At 36.8% G+C, this 13,933-nt stretch carries 7 protein-coding genes; 2 read left to right on the plus strand and 5 right to left on the minus strand.

Going from position 1 to position 13,933, the window contains the following annotated elements; translation table 11 throughout:
• Positions 1 to 173: 173 nt before the first annotated feature.
• Together Q0516_RS01945 and Q0516_RS01950 are read right to left on the minus strand one after the other, a co-directional pair.
• Positions 174 to 824: a TrkA family potassium uptake protein gene (locus Q0516_RS01945; protein ID WP_257481164.1), complete on the minus strand. Its 651-nt coding sequence runs from the start codon at positions 822 to 824 to the stop codon at positions 174 to 176.
• Between the two features lie 25 nt (positions 825 to 849).
• Complete coding sequence (locus Q0516_RS01950) at positions 850 to 2,196, minus strand: TrkH family potassium uptake protein (protein WP_294468721.1); 1,347 nt, start codon at positions 2,194 to 2,196, stop codon at positions 850 to 852.
• Between the two features lie 303 nt (positions 2,197 to 2,499).
• Here Q0516_RS01950 and Q0516_RS01955 point away from each other — a divergent pair, with 303 nt between their 5' ends.
• Together Q0516_RS01955 and Q0516_RS01960 are read left to right on the plus strand one after the other, a co-directional pair.
• Positions 2,500 to 4,275: an ATP-binding protein gene (locus Q0516_RS01955; RefSeq protein WP_294468723.1), complete on the plus strand. Its 1,776-nt coding sequence runs from the start codon at positions 2,500 to 2,502 to the stop codon at positions 4,273 to 4,275.
• A gap of 177 nt (positions 4,276 to 4,452) precedes the next feature.
• Positions 4,453 to 7,236 (plus strand): PAS domain-containing hybrid sensor histidine kinase/response regulator, encoded by a 2,784-nt coding sequence (locus Q0516_RS01960; protein WP_294468726.1) that lies wholly within the window; start codon positions 4,453 to 4,455, stop codon positions 7,234 to 7,236.
• A gap of 434 nt (positions 7,237 to 7,670) precedes the next feature.
• Here the strand turns inward: Q0516_RS01960 and yihA are convergent, their stop codons facing one another.
• From yihA to Q0516_RS01975, 3 genes are all read right to left on the minus strand, one after another.
• The gene (gene yihA, locus Q0516_RS01965) at positions 7,671 to 8,252 is read right to left on the minus strand and encodes a ribosome biogenesis GTP-binding protein YihA/YsxC (RefSeq protein WP_257481168.1); all 582 of its coding nucleotides are present in this window, start codon (positions 8,250 to 8,252) and stop codon (positions 7,671 to 7,673) included.
• A 2-nt stretch (positions 8,253 to 8,254) separates the two neighbouring features.
• Positions 8,255 to 10,609 (minus strand): endopeptidase La, encoded by a 2,355-nt coding sequence (gene lon / locus Q0516_RS01970; protein ID WP_294468729.1) that lies wholly within the window; start codon positions 10,607 to 10,609, stop codon positions 8,255 to 8,257.
• Positions 10,610 to 10,850: 241 nt separating this feature from the next.
• Entirely contained in the window at positions 10,851 to 13,352 is a 2,502-nt protein-coding gene (locus tag Q0516_RS01975) for a hypothetical protein (protein WP_294468731.1), read from the minus strand.
• Positions 13,353 to 13,933 lie beyond the last annotated feature (581 nt).

Consider the following 13,933-nt stretch of genomic DNA (forward strand, 5'->3'; position numbering starts at 1 on the left):
GGCGAAACCCCGCAGAAGGGTGTAAGGGACGGAGTTCCTTATAAAGGGTAGTAGGGCATAGCCCTACAAAGTGAATAGTAAGGCGTAGCCTTACAAAAAAGAGCTCGAGAAACTTCTCGAGGTTATAGGACAAAGTCCTATAAAAAAAGAGCCGAGGATTTCCTCGGTTCTTTTTATGTCAGTGATGTAAGTTTAAATACATCCGAAGACTTGCCTATTACGATAATATGGTCGTTTTCTCTGAACACGTAGTTCGGAGAAGGCATAGGGTCTAATATATTTTCGTTTTTGATTGCGATGATGTTCACTTTGTATTTTTTTCTTATACCAAGGTCGGACATATTTTTTCCCACCCACAAGTTCATTATAGGTATTTCGTAAATGGAGTATTCCGGGGTCAGCTGGATATAATCGAATATGTTCTTTGCATTATATCTTATGGCAAGTTTTTCCGCTGTGTCTCTTTCCGGATATACGACTTCGTCCGCACCTATCCTTTTTAGCAAATTCTTTTGGATATCGCTTCTCGCCTTTGTAACGACCCATTTTGCATTCAAATCTTTAAGCAGTGCGGTGATTTCAAGGGAAGCCTGAAAGTCCTCTCCTATAGCAACGAAACAGATATCGAAGTTATTTATTCCAAGAGACCTTAAAACGCCTTCCACTCTGCAGTCCCCGATTTGAGAGTCCGTAAAGTCCGAAGCAAATTCTGAAATAAGTTCTTCATCTTTATCTATTATCATTACATCGTTTCCTAACTCCTGCATTTTCTTCGATAAATGCTTTCCGAAACGTCCCATCCCGATTACAAGTACTGATTTCATATTAATATTTCCTTTCTGTTATAAACTATCCTATTAGTATTTTTTCTGCCGGTCTTTCGACAGGCGCACATTTTTTCTTCGCAGCAAGTGTCAGCATAAGTGTAAGAGCTCCGACTCTGCCCGCATACATCAGTGCGATTATCACGCATTTTGAAGCGGCACACAGTGTGGTGGTTATACCCATCGAGGAGCCAACGGTACCTATCGCCGAAGATACTTCAAACATTATGGATATGGCAGGGAGGTTCTCAAAGTAGCATAAGAGTAAGCTTCCCGCTAAAAATCCCACGAAGTATAATGTGAATACCGCACTTGCTTGTTTAACGGTATCTGCGTCCAAACGTCTTTTGAATATGGTTATATTGTTTTTATGCCTTGATGAAGCGACAGCACTCATCACTAAAACTACCAATGTAGTTGTCTTCATACCCCCTGCGGTCGAGCCGGGGCTTCCGCCGATAAGCATCAGCACTATAGTAAATATTGAGGTCCCCTGAGTTATACTTGACCAGTCTACGGTGTTGAAGCCTGCCGTTCTCGGTGTCACTGACTGGAACAGTGATGCCAGGATACTTTCTTTCATTGAGGAGTGAACGAGCACTCCGTTTTTTGTTTCAAATAAGAAGAAGAGTACGGCTCCTCCTAATATGAGAATGGCGGAAGCGGATATGACTATCTTTGAATGAAGTTCATATCTTCTTATATGCCATTTGTTTTTTATTATATCGCTCCATACCAAGAACCCGATACCGCCGATGACTATAAGTGACATTATGGTGATATTTACTATTATGTCATCGGAATATCTCGTTAAGGAAGAAAATTCTTTAAATCTGCCCATTAAATCAAATCCTGCATTACAAAATGCCGATATGGCGTGGAACACTGCGTTATATATTCCTACCTTAAAGCCCATTTCGGGAATGAATCTAATTGATAGAAGTATCGCTCCAAGCCCTTCAAAGAGTATCGTTCCCTTTACTATACGAAGTATGAGTTTGACCACTCCGCTAAGCTGCATACTTCCCGCGGACTGCATCAAAAGCCTTCTTTCGTGAAGTCCTATCTGACGCTTTAAGAATATGGAAAACATGGTGATAATGGTCATGAAACCTATACCGCCGATTTGTATCAAACATATTATGACTATCTGTCCGAAAATCGACCAGTGAGTGTATGTGTCAAAGACGATAAGCCCCGTTACGCATGTTGCGGATGTGGCTGTAAAAATAGAATTTAAAAACGGAGTGAACTCTCCGCTTCTCGATGATATAGGAAGCATAAGAAGTATACCGCCTACTAAAATTGTCAGGAAAAATCCAAGTGCAATTATTTGTGTGTAAGATAATTTAAGCTTTAATTTACTTGTCATTTAATCATTTACCCATTATAAACGATCCCGTTTATATAAAGTCCTTTTAAAATCTTAATATTATTTTTATACCTTATTTGAGAATTATATCAGACAATCAATAGAAATGAAACCATTATTTGAAAATAATTTACATGGAAATTTTCAAGTCTTTTTTTATACATTTTAAGTCAAAATAATGATGTATCGCATATGAATGATATGCCTTTTATGAAGTGTATTCTATATTGTTATAAAAATAATTATATGTTATACTCCTTTATAAATAGTTTTATTAAAAACAGCTAAGGGAAATAATAAAAAATGAAAAACAAATATTTTAAGGTCGATGAAAAACTTGTAAATTTTTCCGAAGATGAAATTGAAAAGATAAATTTAAAGAGGATTGTCGCAGTATGCATATGTATACTTTTTTTTCAAATCATCAATTTGTTTAATCCGCAGTTTTACGTTCAGCGTATTTTATGGGGCGGTATGCTTTTACTGTCGCTGTCTGCGGTCGTATTCCTGATTATTATTTTAGTCGTAAAGAAAAATTCATCTTTTAAAAATATATCATTTATTTATAAATTGTTTTGGAGTATTCTTGTAATAGGAGTTTTCCCGTTTTTATACAGAGACGCTTCCATGTCCCTTATTCCGCTGAACTGCGTCGTTCTTGCGGGAGTTTTGATTTGTGCTCCCATACTTAAAAACAATGATCTAAGATTTATTTATATGGTTTCCATAACAGTAAATGTCTGTGCATGTATATATGCCGGAAATATCCCTTTTCATTATTATGCAGAAGTCGTTATTATCAATATTGCCGCATATCTCCTTGCAAATAATCTGCACGGGAAATATATGGAACTTTTCGACAAACAGCGTCAGGCTTACAATGCGTATATGGACTCGGTCCTGGAACAGAAAAATCTTGAAGCAAAACTTAATGAGGCGAAAAGTGCAAATTCCGCAAAATCCGAATTCCTGTCGAGAATGAGTCATGACCTTAGGACGCCTCTCAACGGGATAATAGGGTCTTCTTATTTGGCTTTGAATGATGACATTTCCAGAGAAGAAGTGAATGATTATTTAAACAAAATAAATCAATCGGGAAAATATTTACTTTCTCTCATAAACGATGTTTTGGATATGTCCAAAATCGAAAGCGATAAAATGGAGCTTCACCCCGAGCCTTATTCCTTATCCGAGTTTTTGGATACCGTAAACAGTATCATAAGAGAGCAGTGTATCGAAAAGAATATAGATTTTGATATAGTCTGCAAGGAAGTGGATATAAAATGTGTAATGCTGGATAGGCTTCGCTTCAATCAGATATTCTTAAATCTCCTCTCAAATTCAGTCAAATTTACTCCCGAAAGGGGAAAGATAGAATTGATAATAGAACATCTGTCTAAAGATGAAAATAGAATAAAGAAGCGTTTTATCGTCAGAGATACGGGTATAGGTATGAGCAAAGAATATTTAGCACATGCTTTTGAACCATTTTCTCAGGAAAAGGCAGGGGATACTTCAGAGGGGACGGGACTTGGACTTTCTATTGTAGCTAAGATAGTAGAGCTCATGGGCGGCAGGATATATATAGAAAGTGAACCGGGAAAGGGAACCAGCGTGATACTGGAGCTGGAAGTGGATATAGTCAAAGATGTTGAAGATAATGAAGAGAAAACGGAATTTGACTTAAATAAACTCAAAGGTAAGAGAATACTTATTTTTGAAGACAATGATCTCAATATGATGATAGCAAAGACATTGCTTGAACAGAAAGGTATCACGGCAGAATGTGCCGAGAACGGTAAAATCGGCACTGATATGTACTTAAATAATGAACCTCACTACTACGACGCGGTGCTTATGGATATACAAATGCCGGTTATGAACGGACTGGAGGCTTGTAAAAAAATAAGGAGTTCAGGTAAAGCGGACAGCGAAAGTATATCTGTGATAGCAATGACGGCAAATGCTTTTGCCGAGGATATAAAAAATTCCATTGACGCGGGAATGAACGAACATCTTGCAAAACCTATAGAACCGGATATACTATATAAAACCCTATACAAACAAATATTCAAATAAAGGAAGATGAAATCATCTTCTTTTTTATATCGTGTTTAAAAGTACTTTAAGATACCTTAAATACTTTTTAATTAAACGATTATCCTTGCTATTGAATGATAAAGACTATATAATGTACACATGTGTATTTTGTCAGATTTTGCTTTTAAATATTATAACAATAAGGGAGAAAACGATATGGGAAATCAGCATGATTTAGGATCTAAGGTCAAAAATCCGATTAATTTTGAGGATAACAACGTGCTGTTGAATATAATAAATGCAGGTATATTAAATTTTAAGTTGGATGAAAATCTGACTTTTATTTGTGCTAACGATATTTTTTACAAGGATATACATTATATAAAGGAAGAATTTACTTCCCGCTTTGGTGATTTGTATAAATATTATAGGGACTATCCAAAAGATTTTAATCTTTTAAGAGGAGATTTATTATCTGCATATGATAAAGGTGAAACATCTGCTGAGGTAACTATTCGACTTCCTTTAAAAGGAGAAGGCTTTAAATGGGCACGTATTTCTCTAAGCATAACTAAAGAGGCGAATGAAGAAGTTCCTGTCGTTTATGGTGTTTGTTCAGATGTAACGGATATTGTTGATAAATATAAGAACACCTCTAAAGTATTGAAAGAAAAGGCAGAGAGTTTTGAATTCATGATGGACGAATATGAGGGAAATATTTATATAAGCGATATGGATGATTATGAGCTATTATATGTAAATAAGACCGCATGTGAAACTCTAAATCAGCCTTCCGAAAAGGTCTTGGGAAGGAAATGCTATGAAGTGATACAGGGAAGGACTTCTCCTTGTCCTTTTTGTACGAATAATGTGATAAACGATAAAGAGTTCTATGAATGGGAATTTGATAACCCTGTACTTAAACGTACGTTTATGATAAAAAATCGCGTAATAAACTGGGAAGGCAGAAGAGCAAGACTGGAGCTGTCGCATGATATGTTCAGTACGGAGTATAAGCTTGCCAAAAAAGACCAGGAAATGAACACTATCGTGAAAACTCTTCCCGGAGGTTTCATAAGATTTGATGCAAGGGATTATGAAACCGTACTTTGGTACGGGGCGGACTTTTTGAGTCTCATTGGATACAGCGAAGAAGAATTTGAAACCAAGCTACATTCAAAATGTAATTATGTTTATCCGGAGGATTATAAAAAAATCATTCCTCTTTTGGATGAGTTGAAAGCGACTAACGGCAGTGCCGTTACGGAAATAAGGATAGTAACAGGAGACGGGAGTGTAAAAAATCTTACGATGTCTCTTTGTTATGTGCCCGCAGAGGACAGCTGGGATGATATACCTTCTTTCTATAGCCTCGGAATGGACGTTACCGAAGAACGCAGGGAGCAGGAAAGACAAAGAATGGCATTGGAAGATGCTTACAAGACCGCAAAAGTTGCCAACGAAGCGAAGACGAACTTCTTATCTTCCATGTCTCATGATATAAGAACTCCTATGAATGCCATAATGGGTATGGCTGCCATTGCTCAAATAAACGCGGAAGAGCCGGAAAAAGTCAGGGACTGCCTAAGTAAAATAAACATCTCAAGCAAACATCTTTTAAGTCTTATCAACGAAGTTTTGGACATGTCAAAAATAGAAAGCGGTAAAATCAATCTTATGCTTGAAAATATCGACCTTGCCGAGCTTGTGGGGGATGTGGCGGATATATGCAAACCTTTGGTCAAAGAGAAAAATCTGCATCTTAAGATGAGCGTCGGCAGAGTGAAACATGAAAAGGTGATAGCAGACGGTGACAGACTCCAGCAGGTTCTTATGAACTTAATGTCCAATGCAATAAAATATACTCCCGAAGGCGGGACTATCACTTTAAGGATAAATGAACTGTCTTCTGCCAGCGATAATATCGGGCAGTATGAATTTATATTTATAGACGACGGGATAGGTATGTCGGAGGAGTTCATCCCTCATATATTCGAACCTTTCTCACGTGCGGAAGATACGCGTATAAATAAGATACAAGGCACGGGGCTCGGAATGGCGATAACCGATAACATAGTCCGTATGATGAACGGTACCATAGAAGTTCAAAGCAGCCCGGGAATAGGAAGTAAATTTGTGGTTTCTCTTCCTATGGAAATACAAAATGAAGAAGAAATGTGCGATGAAGAGCTTGTCGGACTTCCTGTACTTATAGTCGATGATGACCAGATAGTCTGTGAAAACGCAAGTGCTCTTCTCGATGAGCTGGGTATGAGGGGGTATTGGGTACTTTCCGGGCAGGAAGCCATATTAAGTGTCATAGACGCCCATGAAAGAAGAGATGATTTCTTCGCCGTTATACTGGACTGGAAGATGCCGGGAATGGACGGCTTGGAAACATTAAAGGCTCTCAGGGAAAATCTCGGAGACGATGTTCCTATAATCATAATATCAGCCTATGACTATTCCGAGATAGAGGAAGAGTTCATAAAGGCGGGAGCCGACGCATTTTTAAGCAAACCTCTGTTTAAATCGAAAATGCTTCATGTACTTCAGCTTTTCTGTACTCACAGTAAACTCATAAATGCATTTACCGAAGAAGAAAATCAAGTGGATCTGTCGAATAAGAGAGTACTGCTTGCGGAAGACAACGATTTAAATCGTGAGATAGCGATAGAACTTCTGGAAATGGAAGGCATAGAAGTAGACTCCGTTGAAAACGGGAAGAGAGCCGTCGAGATGTTTGAAGCGTCCGCTGTGGGTGACTACGGGGCGATACTCATGGATATTCAAATGCCCGTTATGAACGGTTATGACGCGACTAAAGGCATACGTGCTTTAAACAGAGCCGATGCAAAGACCATTCCTATAATCGCACTTACCGCAAATGCCTTTGCCACCGATGTTGGAAAAGCCAGAAGTGTTGGAATGAATGAACATATCGCAAAACCGATAAATGTTAAGACTTTGGTAAAAGTGCTCCAGACATGGATGTGTTAATGATAAATAAATTAAAGAGCCTATGAACGAGGTGGTTTAAGGCTCTTTTTTTATATAAAATTTGTTTGGATTATTTTATAATGATTTTACTAAAGATTTTTATATTTTAAATTGTTTTGATATCTTATTTTAAAAACGAAAAACATAACTAGATTATGGATTTTTTTAAGGTGTTTATAAATTTTGATTTTGTTTTATTTATCAACTCAATAAATTTATTGAGTTGATTTTTAGAGATGAAGAATATAATATTATTTAAAATATCACCGCTTCATTTTAATTTTATATAACATAATTTGGCTTATAGACTTTCTTACAAAGTCTTTAATAATTAAAAACAGATTTTCGTAAAGAGTATTAACTAAGTTTTTAAGTAGGTCTATAGAACTCGATGTATTTAAAACAATAAAAAAAGACTGCCTAAAGGCAGTCCTTTAAATAAACTCTTCGATAAAATCCCAAACTTCATCTCTTCCCAGCTTTTCCTCTGTAGAGTAGATTATCACCTTATCGTCTTCATCTAAGCCGAGAGTCTTTTTTATGAGATCTGTATTTTGTTTTCTTTTGTTTTTACTTATCTTATCAGCTTTTGTCAAAACCACAACGGGATATATATCATTATCCAGTATTTCATTATACATCTTTACGTCGTTTTCGCTTGGTTTGTGCCTTATATCTACAAGGAAGAATACTATGAAATCAGCATTTCTCTTCTTCAAATAATCGGTTATTATATTGGAAAATGTAGCTTTTTCGCTTTTGGATACTTTCGCATATCCGTAGCCCGGCATATCAACTATATAAAATTCGTTATTTATGATGTAGTAATTTGCAGTTCTTGTCTTTCCCGGAACGGAGCTCGTTCTGGCTAAAGACTTTCTGTTCAGCAAGTTATTTATAAAGCTGGATTTGCCTACATTGGATTTACCGATAAGTACTATCTCCAGCTTGTCCTCGGGAGGGAGCTGGTTGAACTTGGCGGCGCTTGTAAGTATTTCGGCACTTCTTATAATCATTTCTAGTCCTCTTTGAATATTATTTTATATACATCCATCATGTGCTTCACAGGTACTATTTCCAAAGTATCTTTTATATCATCGGGAACTTCTTCAAGATCCTTGACATTTTCTTTTGGTATAAGCACTTTCTTTACTCTCGCTCTTGAAGCGGCGAGGAGTTTTTCTCTTAGCCCCCCTATAGGAAGGACATCTCCCGACAGGGTTATTTCTCCCGTCATTGCGATATCTTCTGGAACGGACATTTTTGTAAGAGCTGAAATTATCGCCGTAGCAAGGGTTATGCCCGCACTCGGACCGTCCTTTGGTGTCGCTCCTTCGGGTACATGGATATGTATATCTTTCTTTTCGTAGAAATCTTTTTCTACTTTTAGCTTGTCAGCTATAGTCCTTACATATGTAAGAGCTGTCTTTGCGGATTCCTGCATTACATCTCCCAGACTTCCCGTAAGCTCGATATGACCTTTACCGTCGGTTATCACGGCTTCTATTTTAAGAGTATCTCCGCCGTAGCTGGTGTAAGCAAGTCCCGTTACTTTTCCCACATGTTTTTTGTTTCCCTGCTTATCGAAAGTAAGGAGTTCTTTTCCCAAAAATTCATGAAGATTTTTAACAGTAACTTCGATTTTACCTTCTTCATCGGCTACTATTTTCTTAGCACATTTCCTGCATATCTTAGCTATAAGTCTTTCAAGCTGTCTTACTCCCGATTCCAAGGTATAATCCGTAACGATTTTTGTAAGAGCCGCTGTAGTGAAAGAAAGATTTCCTTTTGTAAGACCGTGCTCTTCCATTTCCTTTTTTATAAGGTGTCTTTTTGCTATTTCCACCTTTTCCTTCGGTAGATATCCCGGTATCTCTATGACTTCCATCCTGTCTAAAAGAGGCGGAGGGATAGTCGCTATATTATTAGCAGTCGCTACAAACAATACTTCCGACAAATCGAATGGGATTTCAAGGTAGTGGTCGGAGAAGTTTGAGTTTTGTTCTGGGTCTAATACTTCCAATAATGCACTGGCAGGGTCGCCTTTAAAGTCGGAACCTATCTTATCTATTTCATCCAGTAAGAATAGGGGAGTATTGCTTTTGGCCTGAGCTATACCCGTTATTATCCTTCCCGGCATAGCACCGATATACGTCCTTCTGTGACCCGTTATCTCAGCTTCGTCTCTCGTTCCGCCCACGGATAGTCTTACGAATTTCCTGTCCGAAGCCTTTGCTATCGCCTTTGCTATGGAAGTCTTGCCGACCCCCGGAGGTCCGACCAAACAAATGATAGGTCCTTTTAGAGTATCGGTAAGCTTAAGCACCGATAAGTATTCTATTATCCTTTCTTTTACTTCTTTTAGACCGTAGTGGTCTTCATCGAGTATCTTCTGAGCTTCTTTCAGATTTATGTTTGGCTTTTCTTCTTTTTCCCAAGGCAGGTCAAGTATCGTTTCGATATAAGTTTGTATAACTCCCGCTTCGCTTGAACCTACGGGGATGAGTTTCAGCCTTTCGATTTCCTTTTCTATTTTTTCCTTGAATTCTTCTTTTATGGGAAGTTTTTCAAGTTTTTCCAAATAGTTGCTGCCGGCTCCGTTCCCTTCGGGATCCTGAAGCTTTTCCTGTAAAATCTCTATTTTTTCTCTTAAATAAACTTCTTTTTGAAGTTTTTCCATTTTTTCTTTGACATCCTGCTCTATCTCGTTTTCAAGGGATAGAACAATGATCCTGTTTTCAATTATCTTATATACTTCTTTGTATCTTTCTTCACTGTCTAAAATACAGAGTATATCCTGAAATTTATCGAAGTCTACGCCAAGGGGCGGAAGCATCATATCGATAAGTTCATTTGGATTTTTTATGTTACCCAAAAATGAAAGTACCTCAAAATCATTTCCCGTCATTTTCAAAGATGAAAATTTGGAAAATTGTTCTTTTAGTACATTGGTCATAGCGATCTCTTTATCCGTTAAATTATCGTTTGAATAATTTATTATATCTCCGGTAGCAACCAAATATGGGTCGTGCTGTTCATATTTATTTATCTTAACACGGTTTAGAACCTTGACTGAAACTTTGATAGCATTGTACGGAAGTCTTATAAGATTTGTTATCTTTGCCAAAACTCCGACTTCTCTTAAATTTTCGATTTCGATTTCGTCTTTATCCGAATCTCGCTGTGCGATAAGGACTATCATGCTTTCTTCTTTTACACTTTCTTCAAGTGCCATTAAAGAAGCACTTCTCGCAACATCAAAATTAGCGTTCATTCCTGTTATCAACGATAAATCTCTCGTTGCAATGGCAGGTAAAGTCAAATTTTCCATGTTGCTGGTATATGTATCCATTATGTTTTGAATATTTGCCAATTTCGTACCTCTCTCAATTTTTTTTATAGTAAAATAATATCTAGTATAACGTACACTAAATTTATAATTACCGTTACGACATATCCGTGTAAAAGTAATTATAGTACAACGAACATCATTTTATCTCTATATCCGATAAACTATGATAAAATTCTACTTGTCATTATATATTTATTAAAACTTTATTGCAATAAAAAATAGAATATTTCTTATGTAATATCTGTAAGAATAGGAATATTTTTTATATCATGAGCTTTTGCTCATCTCCCGCAGAATATCCGACTTCGCTCTTAAGCGTTTCATAAATAAATCCGAAACCAAGGAGTATCATCATATCATCAAATGAATTATGATAAAGTGAGAATTTGAAGTTGATACTTGTTAAGTCTGTTTCTATGTACTTATACATTATATCAGAAAATCCCCAAATATTACCCCATTTTCTTCCCCAAATCAAACTATCCGTCAAATTTAAGTCAAGACTTATTTCTTTTGTGTCCTCTCCGGTTATTTTTATGTTTAGATTGCTTTCGCCTTCCATGTCATAATTTTGAAGATATATAGGCATTACTCTTTTAAGGTGTTTATATTTATAAAAAACCGATAAATCGTACGGTTTGGATACGACTTTAAATTCTATGGGAACTCTTTTGTTTTTAATTGGGTCAAAGTCGCTTAGTCCTCTGGAGTTTTCTTTGTTAAATATATCCGTTTCTATTATATAGTTTTTACTTCCTATAAAAAGCTTACTGTCTTTATTGAAAAGATAATAAATAACGAGACCGGTGTTTATATTAAAACCCGAAGACTTTTCAAAATTGTATTCCAGTAGCTTATTGGCATAATCCAGTTCGTTATCGTCATTGAAAGCGAGATATACTTTACCGTTATTAAAAGCCATGGCAGAAAGTTTTTTGTTTTTTATGTTATTAAGAGAGGTATTCACTTTGCCGTCGCTTATGATTTTGGTATAAATGCTCAGTGCTTCAAGAGAACCTAAATCCGCAAATATCCGGTCGTTTACTTCTATTATTTTGCTTCCCGTAAAGAATGTAAAAGAACATGGGGTCGATATGACGCATTTGTTATTCAAAGCTCCGTAGGGCAGGGAAAGGGGCTGCCATACGAATTCATCCAGGTCTTCTTCCTTACCTCCGCCGAATACATACCAGCCTTGTTCGTAGCTTACGCATAAATATTTCTTTATCACCGTCATCGCGGTGACGTTTCCTATTGTGCTTGCGGGGTATAGAGTAGAGCTTCTCCTGAACACATTGAATTCATTTGGGTCCGAATAAAAGACCGCTTTTTTGTCCTTCGGATGTCCCGCGGCGAATATCCTCTTACTGTAAGGGTGATATATCATCATAGTACATTTTTGTACCTCGTCCAAAGATATATTATCGTCGGTCTGACCGTCTCCGTCCTCGTCGTATTTTGTCGCCCTATTTGAGATGTTGTCGAATAGGGAAGTGTCGTAATATTTGAGATTCGATAAATTAAATGAGATTTGATTTCCGTCATTGTCAAATCCCATTATATCCCTTTTCGCTCTGTACCTAAATAGCTTTGAAGTATCTTTTGCCCATATGTTCTTTTTAGACGCGGAGTCGTATTTTTTATAGTATCTGGGAGCTAAGATGACTTCTCCCATATAGAGTTTGTTTATGGTACCGTCGAGATAAGTATAGTCATAATCTCCGATACCCATGGGGACTTCGCTTCTGTACTTGTCGATATTTATTTCTTTCCAAATATATGTATCGTTATAGTTTGCTGTAATAAGGTTTATAAGCTTCTGCTCCTTCAAGCTTAAATAGTATTTTCCGTAAACACTTTCGCCTGCTTCTTCATGATTTACCTTTACGATACTGTTCTTAACTATATATTTGATGCCTTCGTCGCTGGTAAAGTCAAATCCGGATATCCTGTAGAATTTCCCGTTGAACGAAAAATATAATCCCTTTTCCGTTTGAGCGAAACTTATATCCGATATGTCCTTATTGATAAGTTCATAATCCCTTGCGAATATATAATATCCTCTTTCGTCTTTTAAGGGATGTATCGGATTATCATGAAATTCTTCCCACTTTTTTTTATTTGAAAAGTCCGGATTTGTTTCGTCTATGATGTATTCTCCGTGAGAGTCTTTTTCTCCCGTAGTGTCATAAACTTCGTAGCAGTATCCCTCCATGTCAGCAGTATGATCCATACTCCATTTACCGTCGTTCTCTTTTCTTTTTACTTTCTTACCTATTATGTAGTTGTCTGTAAGGGCTCTATAAAATTTATCGTAGAAATGAACCATTTCATTTTGTTTTATAAGACATGGTTTGAATTCTTCTATTTCCAGCTCTACATCAAAATCCTTATTGGCATAGATATAACCGAAGTAATAATTGGATACGTTAAGATAATAATATTTATCCGGAAGACTTTCTTTTGGTATGACGTATCTTGCTATGAAGAAAATCCTGTTATATCCGTTTATCATGACTTCTTTCGCGAATATGAACCTTAAGTCTTTAAGGTCTATGAGTTCATTATCGCTGTCTGCCGCAAAATTTTTATCTTTAAGGAGCCTATGGAGATATAGATCCGTTCCCGACCTTTTTCCTATCCCTCCGTCGAAAGATAAGTTAGCATTTTGACATTCAGTCAGGCAGTTATCCTCAAGATATATGGGAGCTAATGTATCGTTGAGTCCGCCTTCGAAATTCTTTATTAAAAATTCCTTTTCCACTTTTTCACCTACTTTCTTAAATTAGTATAAAAAAAGATAATTTCCCTAGAGAAATTATCTTAACTTTAATTATACTTTGAATATTTTGGTTGTTCAATGAAGAGTTTTTGTTTTCTTTTTGTAAAGAAACAAACAATCAAGGGGTTTCACCCCTTAAAACCCCTATAAGGGACGCCGTCCCTTAGGAACCCTGCGAATATTTTTCCGAAGCAGAAAATATTCGATAAAATGCTTCCGCTCAATCGCCGCGGTGGCTATTACGCGGTCGGATTTTGGGAAATTGTTACCCACAATTTCTCCAAACGACCGCTATCCCACCCTTTATATAAGAAGTTTTACACGCTATTAAAATAATAACTTTTTTAGGTAATATGTGGGTGAATATCTATCGTAAGTTTAATATCTTTTTTAGCGAAGCTCATAGCACGCATATTTAAGGGATATTGTTCGATTTTCTACATAAGGGGTATGGGTAGCGACTGTTTCGCAAAATGCGGGCAGCATTTTGCAGAAAATCCAGTCGCTATAAGCCTCCGCGGCTTGAGCGGAAGCGTTTTTCTAAAAGTTTTTTCGATTTGGAA

The sequence above is a fragment of the uncultured Anaerofustis sp. genome (assembly GCF_938029165.1).
GTDB lineage: Bacteria > Bacillota > Clostridia > Eubacteriales > Anaerofustaceae > Anaerofustis.